This window comes from Photobacterium rosenbergii (genome assembly GCF_033022775.1).
GTDB lineage: Bacteria > Pseudomonadota > Gammaproteobacteria > Enterobacterales > Vibrionaceae > Photobacterium > Photobacterium rosenbergii_A.
In genome coordinates this window covers 11,838-28,541 of the sequence record NZ_JAWJZI010000025.1, presented here as the reverse complement: position 1 = coordinate 28,541, position 16,704 = coordinate 11,838, and the positions used below count along the sequence as shown (strand labels likewise).

Below are 16,704 nucleotides of genomic sequence, written 5' to 3'. Positions count from 1 at the left end.
GGTTATTTATACAATGGTGATGATTATAACCACAAAGCCCCCCGCGATGCGAGAAACCTCCCTAACCGCCGAGATACCCGCCTCTATAGATGGCAACCCCGTCAATAACGGGCAACAAAAATTTCACCTAATCAAACTCTTGCCAAATCGTTTTGTTCTATGCTTGGAATTGCGCAAAGTTAACGAAAAGTTAAAAAAACTTAAGAAAGCGTGAAAGTTATTCCCAACTCGCCCTTTCTTATGTACCGAGAGCACCAAGAAGTGCCAGTTAACCCAAAAGGAAATGTTGCATTTTCCAGCAACAGTCAGCGTATTTAAGAGGAAAGAACATGAAAAAGACCACCAACATTGCACTCGCCACCGCAGTAACAGGCCTACTTGCCCTAGCCGGTACCACCATGACCACCACAGCAGCGGTAGCCGCAGAAGAGAAAGAGAAGTGCTACGGCGTCGTGAAGGCCGGTAAGAATGACTGTGCCACCAAAACCAGCTCTTGTGCCGGTACCTCGAAAACCGATGGCCAGAAAGATGCCTTCGTGATGGTTCCTAAAGGTTTGTGTGATCGCCTAGCCGGCGGCTCAACAGAGGCTAAGTAATTGAGCAGGTTGTCTTATGACAAGATGGTAGGGGTGGGGCTTCGCTCCCCCCACATCCATCATTTTCTCGCCGAAAAGCCAGATATAGGCTGGCTGGAAATCCATAGCGAGAATTATTTCACGGTCAACTCACCGGCCCGCCAGCAGCTCCGGGATATCGCCAACCACTACCCCATCAGCTGCCACGGGATCGGCATGTCCCTCGGCTCAGCCGACGAGTTGGACAAACGGCACCTCAGCCAGCTCAAGCAACTGGTCGAGGAAATCGACCCAATAGCAGTCTCCGATCACCTCAGCTGGAGCTCGGTCGACGGCCAGTACTTCAATGATTTGCTACCTCTCCCTTATACCGAAGAGGCTTTGGCCCATTTCTGCCGCAAGGTCGAACAGGTACAGGATGCCCTTGGACGTCAGCTACTGGTTGAGAATCCGTCCAGCTACCTAAGCTTCAACCACTCGACCATCCCAGAGTGGGAATTTCTGCGGGCTGTCCAGCAACGTACCGGTTGTGGTTTGTTGTTCGACCTCAACAACATCTATGTCAGTAGCTTCAACCATGATTTTGACTGCCAAACCTACCTCGATGCCATCGACCCGCGCACCGTCAAAGAGATCCACTTGGCCGGCTTTACGGTCAAACAGTTCGAGCAAGGGGAGATCTGGATAGATACCCACAGTAAACCTGTCAGCGAACCGGTGTGGCAACTCTACCGCCAGTGGGTACGCCAACATTTCGCCGCGCTGGGCGGGGTACCGACACTGATCGAGTGGGACCTCGATATTCCAGAGCTTGATGTATTGCTTGGGGAAGCAGAAAAAGCGCAACAGATTATCGCCAAGGAGGCCAATGATGGGATCTCCGCAGCCTAACAACCTCCATCAACTGCAGCAGGATTTCGCCGAAGCACTGCATTACCGGCCCAGCTCGGCCAGCGAAACTATCGCTGACAGTTCATTCGGCCCGGAGCAACTGATCCAGGTCTACCGTAATAATTTTATTATCAGCCTGTCCGAGGTGCTTGAAGCCACCTACCCGTGCTGTAAGGCCGTGGTGGGGGAGGAATGCTTTGCCCAGATCGCCCGCCAACATGTCCTCATCCAGCCACTTGGCGAAGGCAATGTCACCGACTACGGCGACGGCTTCAGCGATACCATCAACAACCAACCCGCCTTGGTTGAGGCTGTCCCTTATTTGGCAGATCTGGCTCGCCTCGAATGGCTGGTAGATCGTGCCAGCCAGCATATTCCGATCAACTCGGATTTTCCGTTCGAGCAACTAGCACTGATCACCGAGGACAATCTCGCCCAGTTGGTGATGGAAGTGGCCGAACCTGTTTACAGCTTCGACGCCCCATATCCAGTTGCTAGCCTGTGGCAGATGATCACCCAGGACCAGATTGAGCAAATTGACCTCAGCCAGCCGGAGTCGGTCATTATCCAGCACCGTCCACAAGGGATGCAGGTGTTGGCAACGACCCCGTCGGCCACAGCACTGCTGCGCTTATGCCAGCAGGGGAAACCATTGGGGGAAGCTGATGAAGCCATGCTGGCCATTCTCGGCGAACTTATCCAACAGCAATTCTTTACCCGTATCCACGGCTTGCCTGAGGGAGAATGCGCATGCTGAATTTTCTCAAACAAATCGATACCACGTCCCAGCGGATCACCGAGCCACTGATCCCGTTCCTACTGCTGTTCACCCGGCTATGGGTGGCATGGGTCTTCTTCAAATCGGGCATGGTGAAATACAACAGCTGGGACAGTACCCTTTACCTATTCGAGTATGAGTACCAGGTGCCGCTGCTGCCCTGGCAAATTGCTGCCTACATGGGTACCGCAGCCGAGCTGATCCTGCCGGTATTCTTGGCGCTCGGCCTGTTTACCCGCCCGATGGCGCTGGCTTTGTTTGTATTCAATATCATTGCGGTGGTGTCATACCCACTATTGTGGGAGAAAGGGTTCTTCGACCACCAGCTGTGGGGCATGATGATGCTGGTCAACGTATTCTGGGGGGCAGGGATGATCTCGGTCGACCATTTGATAAGCAGCAAACCGAAGCAGTCCCTGCTGCAGTAGCTTGTTTCTTCAATAGACGAGCCATGTAATTCATTCATCTGGAAAGAAGTTTCAAAAACGCATAGATACATCCATGTAGCTCTGACTCGCCATCCATGGCGAGTAGGTTTTGAAACTTCATCCAGAAAAATGAAGCTCAAGTTAAATAGCTCTAATTAGTCACTCACCAGAGTCAATAGCTGTGAAAGCTGGCTGATTTCGACATCCGGCAGCCACTTGGCGCGCGGCTCGCGGCTCAGTACCCGCTGCTGGTCGTTGAACCAGCAGGCTTTGAAGCCATTGCGCTTGGCCCCGCCGACATCGGTCACCAGATGGTCGCCGACATGGAGGATATCGCCCGGCGCCAGACCAAGCCCTGCCGCTGCACTGGCAAACAAATCGGGCTCGGGCTTCGACAGCCCATCACGGCCCGCCATCAAGACATCATCGAAATACTGCGCCAGCCCGATTTTGTCCGCATCGACATTGCCATTGGTAATCGCCACCAATGGCAACTGCTGCTTGAGCAAGGCCAGTACCCGGTGGGTTTCTTCAGGAATATCGACCTGGTTTCTGATCTCCAGCACCACCGCCACACCTTCGTTTGCTGCTTGCTCGGCTGCCGACAAAGAGTAGCCCAACTGCATAAAGCCAATTTTTAGCAACTCGAAGCGCCATTGGGTCACGTCATGACGCAGCATAGGATCTGCCTTGGCAAGGCGCATTTTCAACTCGAGCCAACCCACCTTCCCAACGCCTTGCGTACGCGGGTGGTGGGCCGCCAGCCAGTCATGCATCGCCTGCTCGGCACGGCGGATCACCGGACGGTTATCATAGAGGGTATCGTCAAGATCGAAGGTCAGCGCTTTTGGCGCAGACAAGCGGCGGTAAAACTGCATCAGCGGTTACTCTCGAAAAAGCCCCGGTTCAGCGCTTGTTGCGCTTGGCGCGGGGATGAGCTTCATCATACACCTGTGCCAGGTGCTGGAAGTCCAGGTGGGTATAGATTTGAGTAGTCGAGAGGTTGGCATGGCCCAGCAGTTCCTGGACGGCCCGCAGATCCCCCGATGACTCGAGCATATGGGTCGCAAAACTATGGCGTAGCTTGTGCGGGTTGATATGGCTGGAAACAGCCTGTTTCTGGCCCCATTCCGCCATCCGTTTCTGGACATTGCGGTTGGAAATGCGCTGCCCGAGCTTGGAGACAAACAGCCCCGGCTCACCGGCAGCCGCCAGTTGGCCACGCACCTTGAGCCAATGACCGACCCATTCGCGGGCTAGACCAGCAAACGGTACTACGCGCTCTTTGTCGCCCTTACCGATCACCCGCAAGTCGCCCTTGCGCAGACTAACATCTTTGACATCCAGGCTGACCAACTCCGACAAACGCAAGCCGGCACCGTACATCAGCTCCATCATGGCCCGATCCCGGATAGCCAGCGGATCATCCTCATCGACACTGAGCAACTGATCCATTTCATCGACATCGAGGTTCTTTGGTAGCGGCCTCGCCTTGCGCGGCGCCGACACACCCTTGGCCGGGTTGGCCTTGAGCACGCCTTGCTGTACCAGGTAATCGAAGAAGCTGCGCAGCGCCGACAGGCGCATCGACAGGCTGCTGGCCTTGAGACCATCACGCATGCCCTTGGAGGCCAACTGGCGCACCCAGCCGGCATCCACAGCCTGCCAGTTATCGACTCCCAAAGAGACCAGCTGCTCGGCCATTGTTGTCAGCTGACGCTTGTAGTTCTGCTGGGTATGCAGGCTGAGCTCCCGCTCGCTGCGCAGGTATTCATAGAATCGCTGCAACGGCTTTTCCAAACCGGAAGGCAGGCTCATTCAATCACCTCGCGGGTATACTCCCAGTGGTGAATGAGTTTGGCCAGCACCATGGCCAGCTGCTCGACAAACAGCGTATCCATCTCCGGCTGGAAATGACCGCCATCGACACTGGCGAAGCTCAGGACCCCAAACGGCCTGTCATTGCCAAGCGGCAATACCAGAAAAGAGCCCAACTGCGGCGGCTGCTCAAATAACATTTCCGCCTCATGCTTGCGCAGGCGGCCGAGGTAGACCGGACGAGATGACAGACGTGAGCGGCTGAAGCTATCGAAGCTGCGACGCTCGAGAAACAAGTTATCATCCAAGCTGTCGAACAGACGCAGACTGACATCAAGCCCCAGCTCATCGGCCAATTTATCCAGTACACTCAATGCCTGGTAGATATTGTGGGTCTGGAACAGCTGCTGCTGCGCCTTGGCAAAGGTATGGTAGAGCTGGCTGTTCTTGGTTGCCGCCCCGACCAAGCCGGTAATTTTCTCTTCCAGTTCACCGACATTACTGCGCAGGCGTTCAAGCTGGATGTCCACCAACGACACCACACCGCGGTCGGCATGGTGGACCTGGATCCGGCTCAGTAGCGCCGGATGGCGAACAAAGAAATCAGGGTTGGCCAGCAAAAAGTCTGCCACCGCCTGCTCGTCCAACGAGACAGTGTCCTGTTCAGGAGTGCACACGTCCAGCTGAGAAATATCGGTCATAATACAATTTGTCCATCAAACACATGCGTTGCCGCACCTGTCATATACAAAGGCTTGCCTTCGCCCGGCCAGCGGATCTGCAGGTCGCCGCCCGGCAGCGACACCTTCACGCTATCATCTAGCAAGCCCTGAGCCCGGCCAATGGCTACCGCGGCACAAGCTCCGCTGCCACAGGCCTGAGTTTCACCGGCACCACGTTCATAAACCCGCAGCTTAACTTCATTGCGATTGATCACCTGCATAAAGCCCGCATTAACTCGCTCAGGGAAGCGCTCATGAGATTCCAACAGCGGTCCCAGCGTCTCGACATCCGCGGTATCGACATCATCCACCACAGTGACACAATGGGGGTTCCCCATACTGACTGCACCGCAGAACACGGTTTTTTCGCCAGCACGCAAAATGTAAGTTTTCTCACTCTGCTTAGCGCGGAAAGGGATTTTCGCCGGATCAAACTCAGGCACACCCATGTTGACGGTAACCTGGTTGTCATTCTCTAGCTTGAGCACCATCTTGCCAGCTTTGGTGCTGACCGAAATGTGGTACTTATTGGTCAACCCTTTCATCCAGACAAAACGGGCAAAGCAGCGCGCACCATTGCCGCACTGCTCGACCTCGCTGCCATCGGCATTGAAGATCCGGTAGTGGAAATCCGTCTCAGGATCATAGGGCGGCTCTACCACAAGCAGCTGATCGAACCCCACGCCGCGGTGGCGATCAGCCAGGCGCCGGATAGCATCCGGCGAGAAGAACACGTTCTGGGTAACACAGTCAACGACCATGAAATCGTTGCCCAACCCATGCATTTTCGAAAAATTGACCTGCATGTTGTTCCTTCTCATTATTCCGGCAACAGATGCTCGGACTGCCACAGCTGCGCCAGCTCTTCACGCTCACGCACCACATGGGCCTGATTACCATCAACCATGATCTCTGCCGCACGGGCACGGGTGTTGTAGTTCGATGACATCACAAAACCATAGGCACCCGCCGAACGCACCGCCAGCAAATCACCGGTCTCAAGGCACAGCTGGCGATCCTTACCGATGAAGTCACCGGTCTCACAGATAGGTCCCACCAAATCATAGGTCACCTTTTCACCTTCGCGTGGGGCTACCGGCACGATGTCTTGCCACGCCTGGTACAGCGTCGGACGGATCATATCGTTCATCGCGGCATCGACAATAGCGAAGTTCTTGTGCTCGGTATGCTTGAGGTATTCTACCTGTGTCAGCATTACCCCGGCATTCGCTGCGATTGCACGGCCCGGCTCGAAGATAAGTTCAAGATCACGATGCTCGGTCAAACGCTCCATCAGCGCCTTGGCGTATTCCGAAGGCTGAGGCGGGCGCTCGTCACTGTAAGTCACGCCCAAGCCGCCCCCCACATCAAGATGGTGGATAACAATACCTTCCGCTTTGAGGGTATCAATCAGGGCCAGCAGGCGATCGGTAGCATCGATAAACGGGTCAATAGCCGTCAGCTGCGAGCCGATATGGCAGTCCATCCCCGTAACTTCAAGATGAGGCAGGCTGTGGGCCAAGCGGTACACATCCGGCGCCCGGTCAAAGGCAATGCCGAACTTGTTATCGCGCAGACCGGTCGAGATATACGGGTGGGTCTGGGCATCGACATCCGGGTTGATACGCAGTGAAATCGGTGCCACCTTGCCCAGCTCGCCCGCCACCTGGTTGAGGCGCTCCAGCTCAGGTTCGGATTCTACATTGAAACATTTGATGCCAAGCTCCAGCGCACGTTTCATTTCCGCTGCCGTCTTGCCGACACCGGAAAACACCACCTTGGCCGGATCGCCACCGGCGGCAACCACCCGCTCCAGCTCGCCACCCGAAACGATATCGAAACCCGAGCCTAGTCGTGCCAGCACGTTAAGTACGCCGATATTGGAGTTGGCCTTGACGGCATAGCAGATCAGATGGGGATGATCGGCCACCGCCTGGTCAAACGCATGCCAGTGGCGCTCCAGCGTCGCACGCGAATACACATACAGCGGTGTGCCAAAACGGTCAGCCAGCTCGGCCAGTGGAATGTCTTCGGCCCATAGTTGGCCGTCTTGCTGATAATTAAAGTAATCCAATGTAGTCTCTTCCCTGTCTGAACCGTTTATTGATCGTTTTGCTGTTGTTGCTCGCTGTCGTCAGGCATGTACAGTGGCCCGCTCTGACCACAACCGGTGAGGGCCAGTACGCCCAACACCAAAATTGCTAATAAACCTTTACGCATTTTTGAAAGCCAGTGATTATCATTTCATTGCCCTCTATAATCGCACCCACACTAGGAAAAGCAATAGGACGATCGGGGATGAATGATACAGAATTTCATAAGTTAGCAGATGAAGTGCTGATGAGCATCGAAGAAGGCATCGACGAATCCGGTGCCGACATCGAATACGAGACCACCGGCAACGTACTGACGCTGGAATTTGAGAACCGCAGCCAAATCGTGATCAACCGCCAGGAGCCGTTGCACGAGATCTGGTTGGCGTCGAAGTCCGGTGGCTACCACTTCAAGTACAATGACGGCGAATGGCGCTGTACCCGCAGCGGCAACGAGCTGATCGCCCTGGTCAAACAGGAATGCTCGCTGCACGCCGGTGAGACCGTCGACTGGTGATCTCGCCAGCAGGTCACTGATACAAAGCCGGTACAAAAAAGCGGAAGCCTTGGCTTCCGCTTTGTGTTTCTGAGTTCATTTTTCTCAGCGCGTCATATTGGCATTCATCAACGGCTGGGGGGCTACCACCGGACGGCGCGACGGCTGCTGGCCACTCTTGAACGGCAGTACCTGCGGCTCACCGCTTTCGCTGTGAACAATGTCGTAGAACTGCGGCAGGTTGAAATTGATAAAGTTCGCACTGTAGCTGAAACGGTCGTGGGCCGAGGTATAAAAGCGGTTCACCCCGTGTACCATCTCGTCTTTATCGCCGCTGCACTGGCGGTACACTTCAATCCGGTTCGACTCATCAAGGATATAGATATTGAACCCTGAGTCGCAGTCTTCGAAAAAGAACTGGATCAACCCCTCACTGGCATAAGCATCAACGATTTCCGGCGGATGCGGCTCATCAGTCTTACCCATCACCAAATTGGCTGAGCCCAATAGCTTATTGGTCGAGATACAACTGTAGAAGTCGACCGAGTTTTCCAGCTTCTGGACCGATACACCACGGCGCTCGAAGAACAAACCATGGGTCTGGCGGGCAATACGGATCGCCTTGAAGCGACGGCGTTTTTCCTGCTCAACCGGTTTAAGGCGCATCTCGATACACTCGGCCACCAGCTGGTACACCAAGTTACGGATCAAACCACGCATGTGCTTGCTGTAACAGAATACGTCCACCGACTCCGGTGGCAGCGCATCCTGGTGCATCTTGCCCAGCACCGTCTTCAGCGCATCAAGCATGGCATTGTCGCCGGTGAAATTCAGGGTACGTACTTCGTTCCACGAGTTGCGATACACCAAATCGACACTGCCAACTAAGCACATCTGCTCAGGGCCGTAGCTGAAGATATCGGTATTCTTGAAATCGAACTTAACCGAGCGGTTGCGCAGCCGGGTGGTCGGATCGTTTTCCAAATTGATGAACAAGCCAAGCTGGCGGATCTCACACGGGCTCGACAGCGCCTGCAGGCTCGGCTGCGGACGACGGATCGGGAAAGTGTTGCGAATATCGCTCACCAGCTGATAGAGCTTATCGATATCCACCGCCGAATTGCGGACCACGCTATGCAAGCAGGTAGATTCGGTCAGCAAGCCATTGAAATAGGCCCAAGCCACCAGTTTGCTGAGGTAGCGGTTATGCTCCAGCGCCGGGCGCCCCATAATGGCGATCGGATCGAGCGACTGCTTGTAGAGGTACCACCCTGCGGTGTTGGTACGACCGGCCGGCACCTGGATCAGGCTCAGGTCCTGCTCGTGCAAGTCCGGAGACAGCTGCGGGTTGAGCAAGGTTACCTTACCCGGCAGCACCTCGAACGCGGCATACAGCTTACGCGCCAGAATACTGATATCTTCCGGGCTGATCGCCGAGGTAATGTTGTTACGACGAGCAAAACGGATCAGGTTACGGTAGCTGAGCATCAGGGCATCAAGCAATTCGTTGTGCGCGCTCTTGACCTGCTCGACCTTCCAGTCGCGGCGACGGTCCAGCTCGACAAGCACCTCTTGCGGCCACTGCCACTCGTCAGTCAGCTCCTGCAACACCTTGCGGCGCCACGGCACCGAGCCAGACGCAGGCTCGCGGGTCAGCTTCTCATGAGTTTTGAGGTAGAAACAGCGACGGACCAAGTCGAGGCGACGGTGATCGTCGATACGCTCGAGGTAACGGGTCACTTTCTCCAGCATCAGGTAATACGCGTCCATACAGAACTCAGTGCGGTCGATCGCAAAGAAGCGACGTTTACCATCAACACTGAGCAGCTGGGTATGCGGGTATTCCCAGGAATAGGCTTCAAGCAGGATCGCTTTCAATACCGATTTATACGGCGAGTCGATACTCTTGTAGAGCTGCCACAGGCTGGAGCCGAAGTATTCCTCGGCCGGAATGCGGGACAGGCCACCAAAATCAATCCATTCATCACGATGGATATACCCGCCATTTTCCAGATAGCAGATGTAGTCATCGTAACACTCCTCCATTTCTGGCGGCACCATGAACCACAGCAGGCGCTGGCCAGCCAGGTTCACCGCTGAACGGTAGAACTCATCCAGCAACAACAAGTGCTGGCTCGAACCACAGTTCTCGCCGGTCATCTGCTCGGAAAAGTTATCGCGGAAACGGTTTTCGTCAATAAGGAAGAAGTTAGCTTCAACGCCCTGCGCCAATGCCCACTCTGAGATCACCGCACACTTAGCTTCCAGCGCCTGGCGGTTTTCTGCAGGCATATCGGTACGGATACAGACCCAGATATCCAGATCGCTGGTCAGGCTCTGGCCAAGCGAGGCCGTACTGCCCATGGCATAAAGGCCCTGGATAGGAAAAATATCAACAACAGGAGGAGAAATTGGGGTAGCACAAGCCAAGCCACAGTCATCGATTAACTGTTGCTGCTGCTCGGAGGCAGTAAAAGACGCAATCCCCACCGGAACATCCTGATCAAGATAGCCAGGCACCGCCGGGTGATTATAGTGAAGTAGAACCGGCAACAGGTTAAAAACCTGCACAGACTGAGGCGTCATAGCAGCACGCGCCCGCTCGAGTCTTAGCTCGTTGAGCTGGTCCAGTCTACCTTTAAGCGTTTCGATATAGTTCTGCAAATTACTCTTCCAAGAGCTACCAGCTTGAGAGCGGCCCAAATCTTGTCATTAAAGCGGTTGAGATGGCTCGACCTAGGAGTAAAAACGTGATCAATCTAACAGTTTTTGTATTAACCGTAAAGATAGTGCCGTTTTATGACAAATTATGAATGGACTGAAATGTTGCCAGCTGACCTTTCCGTGTCGCCTCCCCTCAAGCTAGTACAAGTTCACCAAACCGCCACTTTACGATCGGTTATCTGTATGTTGCCAAGGACATATGTGACAAATATCACATTAATTGCAGTTTATAGCAAGACAATATTGCCCCAACGCACTGACAGCAACACATCAATTACCATCACTGCCCAGTAGTGGTAGGATTAGAAGCAATAATGATAGTGCCCAACTAAATATATGGATCCGATCCTATGACCGATACTCCAATCCGTATTGCCACGCGCAAGAGCCCATTGGCTATGTGGCAAGCCGAATTTGTCAAAGCTGCCTTGGAACAAGCCCACCCGGGCCTCCAGGTTGAACTGGTTCCTATGGTCACCAAAGGTGACATTATTCTCGATACCCCACTTGCCAAAGTGGGAGGCAAAGGGCTTTTTGTCAAAGAGCTGGAAGTCGCGATGCTGGAAGGCCGCGCCGATATTGCCGTGCACTCGATGAAAGATGTCCCGGTTGAATTCCCGGAAGGGTTGGGACTGGTCACCATCTGCGAGCGCGAAGATCCACGTGATGCCTTCGTGTCCAACCAATACGACAACCTAGAGCAGCTACCGGCCGGTGCCGTGGTCGGCACCTCGAGCCTGCGCCGCCAATGCCAGCTGCGCGCCCAGCGCCCTGATCTGGTTGTCAAAGATCTGCGCGGCAACGTCAATACCCGCCTGCGCAAACTGGATGACGGTGAATACGATGCCATTATCCTGGCCTGTGCTGGCCTCAAGCGCCTGAAGATGGAAGACCGTATCCGAGATGCCATCGCTCCGGAAACCAGCCTACCGGCTGTCGGCCAGGGTGCTGTCGGTATTGAGTGCCGCCTTGATGACGAGCGTGTCCGCCACCTACTGGATGCTCTCAACCACAGTGATACAGAGACCCGCGTACTGTGCGAGCGTGCGATGAACAACCGCCTGCAAGGTGGCTGCCAGGTACCAATCGGCAGCTATTCGGTGCTGGAAGGCGACCAGATCTGGCTTCGCGCCCTGGTTGGCGAGCCTGATGGCAGCCAGATTGTCCGCGGCGAGATCCGTGGCCACCGCGATGATGCCGAGCAGCTCGGTGTCCAGCTGGCCGACCAACTGCTAGGCGACGGTGCCAAGGCAATTCTCGACGAGCTGTACGGCAACGCCTGATGACCATACTGATCACCCGCCCGGCACCAGAATGCCACCAGCTAACCCAACAGCTGACCGCTGCGGGGATCAGTGCCATTGCCCAGCCCCTGCTGGAAATTCAGCCGGGGCAGCAACTGCAAGACCTACCCAATGCCCTCTCACAACTGCAAAGTGGCGATTTCCTGATTGCCGTCAGTGTTCACGCAGCCAACCTAGCGCACAATTACATGATGTCGGTAGGTGCCAGCTGGCCAAAAAACGTGCATTATATAGCGGTCGGCCAGAAAACCGCCGCCGCGCTGCAAGACTATACAGGACAACCCGTCCTGACCCCGTCCGAGCGCAGCGACAGTGAGGGGCTGTTGGCCTTACCGATATTGTCTGATGTGGCTGGGCGCAGAGCGCTCATTCTACGCGGCAACGGCGGGCGCGAGTTGATCTACCAGCGCCTATGCCAAAGTGGGGCCGATGTCTCCTATTGCGAGACTTACCAGCGCAGCTGGTTACCGCTTGATGGCCCGGCCCTGAGCCGGAATTGGCAGCAGGCCGATGTTGACACCCTGGTGGTCACCAGTGGTGAACAACTTGACCAGCTGATCAAGCTCATACCAGACAGCGCCAAGGCTTGGTTTCTTAACTGCCAGCTATTCGTACCAAGCCAGCGAATCGCCGATCAAGCCCTCGGGCTTGGTTTTCGTTTAATTTCCAATGTGGGAAGTGCGGCCAACGGCCCACTGTTCACGACCCTAAGCAAAATAGGCACAATGGGAAAATCGGATGACTGATAAAAAAACCAATAATGAAAACCCTGCAGATAAGCAACAATCCGCAGCGAACAATACCAATAAGCAAGGACAAGCCAGTGCCAAGGCACAAGCGCCCAAGCCAGCAGCTGAAAAAAAGCCGGCTCCTGAGCAAAAGCCAGCAGCTGAAAAACAAGAACAAGCAGCCCAGCCAGCCGCTGCCCCTGCCAGTCAACCGAGCGAAAAACAGGGTGGCAGCAAAACCGGGGCGATCGCGATTGCTCTCGTCATTGCGCTAGGTGCCGGCCTTTACTACCACGGCCACCAGCAAACCCTCAGCCAAAACAGCCAAATGACGGCACTGAAGCAGGAAATCTCCCAGCTTCAATCCCAGCTCCAGTCTTCTCTCAAGACCTCCCAGCAAGAAACGCTCAGCCAAGTGAACAACAGCCTGCAGCGTACCGAGACGTCAATCGAGCAGCAGGAAAAATCCATTACCGGACTGCAGATGGCGCTGGCTGAAATGAAAGGCCGCCGCCCGAATGACTGGCTGCTGGCTGAAGCGGACTACCTGGTCAAGATGGCGGGGCGCAAGCTGTGGCTTGAACACGACACTGTCAGTGCCACTATCTTGCTAGAATCTGCCGACCACCGTATTGCCGAACTCAACGACCCTAGCCTCACCCCAATTCGCCAGGCAATGCACACAGATATTACCGCGCTGAAAGCTGTCGCCCGCGTTGACCGTGACGGTCTCGTTCTGCGCCTGACCAGCCTACAGGAAGAGATTGGCAAACTACCACTGGCCAATGCCATCTTGCCTGAAGCGGAAGCGGTCGAGACCACCGAAGTCTCTGCATCGGTGGATGACTGGAAGCAAAACCTGAAGACCTCGCTGAAAAACTTCAGCGACCACTTCATCACTTACCGCCAGCGTGACGGCAGCGTGATCCCGCTACTGACACCGAAGCAAGACTTCTACCTGCAGGAAAACATCAAATCCAAGCTGGAAACCGCTATCAAATCGGTTTACCGCGAGCAGGGCGAGCTGTACACCACATCTCTGGCAATGGCCAAAGACTGGGCTGAGCAGTTCTACGACATGGAAGATCCTGCGGTTCAGAGCTTCATCGAAACGCTAGAAGCACTTGGCCAAGAGAATATCGAAGCCGACTACCCAAGCAAGCTGCAGTCCCAGGCGCTGATCACAGATACCATCAGCGAGCGCCTACGCCAGCAGGTGAAACCGCTTAGCACAGAGGAGAACCCTGCATGATCAAACTGCTATTGCTGGTAGCCGCACTGATCGCCGGTATCGTTGTCGGCCCAATGCTGGCCGGAAACCAAGGCTATGTGCTGATCTCCGCAGCCAACCAAACAGTGGAAATGAGCCTGACTACCCTGATCATCTTGGTGGTTGTCCTGTTCGGTGCTTTTTTCCTATTGGAGAATATTCTCAAGCGTCTATTCTCGCTGGGTAGCTCAACCCGCGGCTGGTTCTCTGGCCGCAAGACCCGCAAGGCACGCCAGCAAACCTCTGAGGGCCTGACCAAGGTTATCGAAGGTGATTGGAAGCAAGCGGAAAAGCTGGTGGTGAAATCTGCCAAGCACAGTGATGCCCCGCTGCTGAACTACCTGGCTGCAGCCGAAGCCGCCCAAGGCCAAGGTGATGCCAGTCAGCGTGACGAGTACCTGAAACTGGCGGCTGAGATCGATGGCCAGAGTCTGGCGGTTGCCCTGACCCGTGCCAAGCTTCAGTACCGCCAACAGCAATTCGAACAAGCTGTTGCCACTTTGCAGGACATCAAGCGCGATCACAGCCGCAACCCGGTGCTGCTGACCTTGCTCAAAGACTGTTACATCCGCCTGGAAGACTGGAAACCTTTGCTGGCTATGCTGCCTCAGCTGCAGAAAGCCGGTGTTGTAGATGCAGAAGAAGCCGCCAAGCTCGAAGCGAAAGCCGAGTGTGGCATCATGCACCATATTGCCAAGCAGCAAGGTAGCGAGGGCTTGATGGGCCACTGGAACAGCCTGAACCGCAAAGCCAAAGCGCGTCCAGATCTAGTGGCGTGTTTCGTCAAGCTAATGAGCCAGTACAACGCTGACAGCGAAGCATATACCGTGCTTCGTGATGCACTGAAGAAGAACAATGACGAATCGCTGATCAACCTTGTTCCAGCCCTGAAGCTGGCTGACAACCACCCGGCGATTGTTCGCCTGCAGGACTTGCTTCGCTATGACAGCAGCAACCCGAGCACCCACAGTGCCCTGGGCCAGCTGTTCATGCGTGAAGGCAAACTGGAAGAGGCCAAGGAGCATTTCGAGAAAGCTATCGCCCTACGCAGCGATGTGGCTGACTACGGCTATCTGGTTGAGGTGATGGAGCAACTGGATGACAAGCAAGGCGCCGCCGAGCTATCTCGCCAGGCCCTGACATTAGCACTGCCAGCCAAAAGCTAACAAAAAAGCAACATAACATTTTGCAAATAAAAAGCACCCGGACGGGTGCTTTTTTATACTCAAAAGCAATAGTTTATGTGTCCTATTGCGGATATTTGTTTCCAATTGTTAACAGGCGTTTCAACCTATATCCATCCCATTGCTAGCATTTTGTAAACAGGTTTCAATAGGGCTCCCGTTGCTCAACAGATGGATACCTAACTATGGATATGCTTCCTTGGTTAATCGTTTCTGGCATCATTGTTTCTGTGATCACTTGCCTAATGACCGCAGTACTGATCAAAGAATCATAATTGCCCAGAACAAAAAAACCTCCGCCAGGAGGTTTTTTTATGTCTGTCTTTCACAATTAGATCGATGCTTGTGCCTTTTCCAGCGCCTTGTGGTAGCGACGGGTTATCTTCATTGCTTTCTTAAGCTGCTTCTTCTGCTTTTTTGCCAGTTTCTTCAATTTCTTAAGCTGCTTAGCTTTTTTCTTGGCTTCTTTGCAGCTCGCAGCCACTGCCGGGTGGGAAGCAACCACCGACGCAGGCGTATCCAGCTCAGCCGCTACTGCAGCAACCTGGACTGCGCCTCTTGGCAAAGGGGCGACCTTAGGCAATTCAGACACTGTTGCCGTCTCTACCGAGGTCAGACTTGGTTTCACCGCATGGGCCATGTCAGTAGGTCGTTTCAGAGCACTAGGCTTACACAAATAAGCTTTCTCTGACGCCACCCGGGTACAGCTGCTGCACATATAATTGGCAGTACTGACAATCCGGCTGATAGTGGAAAACTGGGCCGCGATTTCAACCCGGCGGTATTTACATAACGACTTTGCCATTCCCTCATCTCCGGCTGCCCGGCCAACATCAGACCGGAGTAACTATTCTCATTTACAATATACCGCCGTCATCGAAGGATCGCTACTTCATTGCTGCTTTTACATAGACATCAAAGCGGTTTTTCTTAGTCTCAATGGCCATGGCAGGTTTTTGCCCCGCCAAAAACTCCGCATAGTCCGGCCGCTTAACCACGACCCGCTTGGTCGCCAACGCCAATGCCGGGGCCAGCAAGCCATCTGCATCGAGATCAGCACCGACCAGGGTCTGGAACACCCGCATTTCCTTTTTCACCAGGGCCGATTTCTTCTTGTGCGGATACATCGGGTCGAGGTACACCACATCCGGCGCGACGAAGTCAGGATCGGCAGCCAGTTGCTCCAAGGCATTATGGCTCGAGGCATGCAGGAGACTCAGACGCTCGCTGATCCAGCCACCAATCTCACTGTCAGCTTTAGCACGCGCCAAACCATCGTCCAGCAATGCCGCAACCACCGGGTGGCGTTCGACCATCTGTACCTTGCAACCGAGCGATGCCAGCACGAAGGCATCACGCCCCAGCCCCGCAGTGCCGTCAACAACCGTCGGGGTCACGCCACCCTTTAGCCCCACAGCCTTGGCAATCGCCTGCCCGCGGCCGCCGCCGAACTTGCGACGGTGCGCCACCGCACCACCGGCAAGGTCAACATATACCGCGCCCAACTTGGGTTCGTCGAGCTTACGCAGCTCCAGCCGCTCCGCTGTCAGTACCAACGCAAATACGCTGCCAGGATCATGGGATAGCCCCCAGCGCTCTGCCAGCAGCTCCAGTTCAGGTTGACGTTCAGGGGACTCACAAATTAAGGCTAGTTGCACACGCACACTCCGGAAAATACAGTACCTGCCAGCGA

General features: G+C 54.8%; 18 protein-coding genes. 9 read left to right on the top strand and 9 right to left on the bottom strand.

Features of this window, described 5'->3' with window-relative positions; genetic code table 11:
* Positions 1-329: 329 nt before the first annotated feature.
* The 4 genes from R2X38_RS24900 to R2X38_RS24885 are packed head-to-tail and all read left to right on the top strand — an operon-like array spanning position 330 to position 2,672.
* A complete protein-coding gene (locus R2X38_RS24900; RefSeq protein WP_317525038.1) occupies positions 330-596 on the top strand; it encodes a DUF2282 domain-containing protein in 267 nt (88 codons plus the stop codon).
* A 24-nt stretch (positions 597-620) separates the two neighbouring features.
* Entirely contained in the window at positions 621-1,466 is an 846-nt protein-coding gene (locus tag R2X38_RS24895) for a DUF692 domain-containing protein (protein ID WP_317525049.1), read from the top strand.
* Entirely contained in the window at positions 1,444-2,223 is a 780-nt protein-coding gene (locus tag R2X38_RS24890) for a DNA-binding domain-containing protein (RefSeq protein WP_317525037.1), read from the top strand. Before R2X38_RS24895 ends, R2X38_RS24890 begins: the two co-directional genes overlap by 23 nt.
* Positions 2,217-2,672, top strand: a complete 456-nt coding sequence (locus R2X38_RS24885) for a DoxX family protein (RefSeq protein ID WP_317525036.1) — start codon at positions 2,217-2,219, stop codon at positions 2,670-2,672. The genes R2X38_RS24890 and R2X38_RS24885 overlap by 7 nt, the downstream gene beginning before the upstream one ends.
* Before the next feature lie 155 nt (positions 2,673-2,827).
* On the opposite strand, the gene yigB is transcribed toward R2X38_RS24885, so the two are convergent.
* From yigB to lptM, 6 genes are read right to left on the bottom strand one after another with little or no spacing between them, the layout of a single operon-like run.
* Positions 2,828-3,550, bottom strand: a complete 723-nt coding sequence (gene yigB / locus R2X38_RS24880) for a 5-amino-6-(5-phospho-D-ribitylamino)uracil phosphatase YigB (protein WP_317525035.1) — start codon at positions 3,548-3,550, stop codon at positions 2,828-2,830.
* 28 nt (positions 3,551-3,578) lie between these two features.
* The gene (gene xerC, locus R2X38_RS24875; RefSeq protein ID WP_317525034.1) at positions 3,579-4,490 is read right to left on the bottom strand and encodes a tyrosine recombinase XerC; all 912 of its coding nucleotides are present in this window, start codon (positions 4,488-4,490) and stop codon (positions 3,579-3,581) included.
* Positions 4,487-5,191 (bottom strand): DUF484 family protein, encoded by a 705-nt coding sequence (locus R2X38_RS24870; protein WP_317525033.1) that lies wholly within the window; start codon positions 5,189-5,191, stop codon positions 4,487-4,489. Before R2X38_RS24870 ends, xerC begins: the two co-directional genes overlap by 4 nt.
* Positions 5,188-6,018: a diaminopimelate epimerase gene (gene dapF / locus R2X38_RS24865; RefSeq protein WP_317525032.1), complete on the bottom strand. Its 831-nt coding sequence runs from the start codon at positions 6,016-6,018 to the stop codon at positions 5,188-5,190. Before dapF ends, R2X38_RS24870 begins: the two co-directional genes overlap by 4 nt.
* Positions 6,019-6,032: 14 nt before the next feature.
* Positions 6,033-7,286: a diaminopimelate decarboxylase gene (gene lysA, locus R2X38_RS24860; protein WP_317525031.1), complete on the bottom strand. Its 1,254-nt coding sequence runs from the start codon at positions 7,284-7,286 to the stop codon at positions 6,033-6,035.
* Between the two features lie 26 nt (positions 7,287-7,312).
* A complete protein-coding gene (gene lptM / locus R2X38_RS24855; protein WP_107300312.1) occupies positions 7,313-7,432 on the bottom strand; it encodes an LPS translocon maturation chaperone LptM in 120 nt (39 codons plus the stop codon).
* A 78-nt stretch (positions 7,433-7,510) separates the two neighbouring features.
* Here lptM and cyaY point away from each other — a divergent pair, with 78 nt between their 5' ends.
* Entirely contained in the window at positions 7,511-7,822 is a 312-nt protein-coding gene (cyaY, locus tag R2X38_RS24850; protein ID WP_107300313.1) for an iron donor protein CyaY, read from the top strand.
* Positions 7,823-7,906: 84 nt separating this feature from the next.
* Here cyaY and R2X38_RS24845 read toward each other — a convergent pair whose 3' ends face one another.
* Positions 7,907-10,465 (bottom strand): class I adenylate cyclase, encoded by a 2,559-nt coding sequence (locus tag R2X38_RS24845; RefSeq protein ID WP_317525030.1) that lies wholly within the window; start codon positions 10,463-10,465, stop codon positions 7,907-7,909.
* Positions 10,466-10,875: 410 nt separating this feature from the next.
* Here R2X38_RS24845 and hemC point away from each other — a divergent pair, with 410 nt between their 5' ends.
* The 4 genes from hemC to R2X38_RS24825 are packed head-to-tail and all read left to right on the top strand — an operon-like array spanning position 10,876 to position 14,993.
* Complete coding sequence (hemC, locus tag R2X38_RS24840; protein WP_317525028.1) at positions 10,876-11,808, top strand: hydroxymethylbilane synthase; 933 nt, start codon at positions 10,876-10,878, stop codon at positions 11,806-11,808.
* A complete protein-coding gene (locus R2X38_RS24835; protein ID WP_317525027.1) occupies positions 11,808-12,575 on the top strand; it encodes a uroporphyrinogen-III synthase in 768 nt (255 codons plus the stop codon). The genes hemC and R2X38_RS24835 overlap by 1 nt, the downstream gene beginning before the upstream one ends.
* Entirely contained in the window at positions 12,568-13,809 is a 1,242-nt protein-coding gene (gene hemX, locus R2X38_RS24830) for a uroporphyrinogen-III C-methyltransferase (RefSeq protein ID WP_317525025.1), read from the top strand. The genes R2X38_RS24835 and hemX overlap by 8 nt, the downstream gene beginning before the upstream one ends.
* The gene (locus R2X38_RS24825) at positions 13,806-14,993 is read left to right on the top strand and encodes a heme biosynthesis protein HemY (protein ID WP_317525024.1); all 1,188 of its coding nucleotides are present in this window, start codon (positions 13,806-13,808) and stop codon (positions 14,991-14,993) included. The genes hemX and R2X38_RS24825 overlap by 4 nt, the downstream gene beginning before the upstream one ends.
* Positions 14,994-15,342: 349 nt before the next feature.
* Here R2X38_RS24825 and R2X38_RS24820 read toward each other — a convergent pair whose 3' ends face one another.
* Positions 15,343-15,816 carry a hypothetical protein gene (locus R2X38_RS24820; protein WP_317525022.1) on the bottom strand — a complete coding sequence of 158 codons (474 nt, stop codon included), beginning with the start codon at positions 15,814-15,816 and terminating at the stop codon, positions 15,343-15,345.
* Positions 15,817-15,898: 82 nt separating this feature from the next.
* Complete coding sequence (locus tag R2X38_RS24815; RefSeq protein ID WP_317525020.1) at positions 15,899-16,669, bottom strand: class I SAM-dependent methyltransferase; 771 nt, start codon at positions 16,667-16,669, stop codon at positions 15,899-15,901.
* Positions 16,670-16,704: the final 35 nt, after the last annotated feature.

Excerpts from the sequence above, each read along its gene's own strand:
- R2X38_RS24825 (WP_317525024.1), top strand. The coding sequence starts at position 13,806 with ATGATCAAACTGCTATTGCTGGTAGCCGCACTGATCGCCGGTATCGTT.
- R2X38_RS24900 (WP_317525038.1), top strand. The coding sequence starts at position 330 with ATGAAAAAGACCACCAACATTGCACTCGCCACCGCAGTAACAGGCCTA.
- lptM (WP_107300312.1), bottom strand. The coding sequence starts at position 7,432 with ATGCGTAAAGGTTTATTAGCAATTTTGGTGTTGGGCGTACTGGCCCTC.
- R2X38_RS24870 (WP_317525033.1), bottom strand. The coding sequence starts at position 5,191 with ATGACCGATATTTCTCAGCTGGACGTGTGCACTCCTGAACAGGACACT.
- hemC (WP_317525028.1), top strand. The coding sequence starts at position 10,876 with ATGACCGATACTCCAATCCGTATTGCCACGCGCAAGAGCCCATTGGCT.
- cyaY (WP_107300313.1), top strand. The coding sequence starts at position 7,511 with ATGAATGATACAGAATTTCATAAGTTAGCAGATGAAGTGCTGATGAGC.
- R2X38_RS24885 (WP_317525036.1), top strand. The coding sequence starts at position 2,217 with ATGCTGAATTTTCTCAAACAAATCGATACCACGTCCCAGCGGATCACC.
- R2X38_RS24895 (WP_317525049.1), top strand. The coding sequence starts at position 621 with ATGGTAGGGGTGGGGCTTCGCTCCCCCCACATCCATCATTTTCTCGCC.
- yigB (WP_317525035.1), bottom strand. The coding sequence starts at position 3,550 with ATGCAGTTTTACCGCCGCTTGTCTGCGCCAAAAGCGCTGACCTTCGAT.
- R2X38_RS24835 (WP_317525027.1), top strand. The coding sequence starts at position 11,808 with ATGACCATACTGATCACCCGCCCGGCACCAGAATGCCACCAGCTAACC.
- dapF (WP_317525032.1), bottom strand. The coding sequence starts at position 6,018 with ATGCAGGTCAATTTTTCGAAAATGCATGGGTTGGGCAACGATTTCATG.
- R2X38_RS24890 (WP_317525037.1), top strand. The coding sequence starts at position 1,444 with ATGATGGGATCTCCGCAGCCTAACAACCTCCATCAACTGCAGCAGGAT.
- R2X38_RS24820 (WP_317525022.1), bottom strand. The coding sequence starts at position 15,816 with ATGGCAAAGTCGTTATGTAAATACCGCCGGGTTGAAATCGCGGCCCAG.
- hemX (WP_317525025.1), top strand. The coding sequence starts at position 12,568 with ATGACTGATAAAAAAACCAATAATGAAAACCCTGCAGATAAGCAACAA.
- xerC (WP_317525034.1), bottom strand. The coding sequence starts at position 4,490 with ATGAGCCTGCCTTCCGGTTTGGAAAAGCCGTTGCAGCGATTCTATGAA.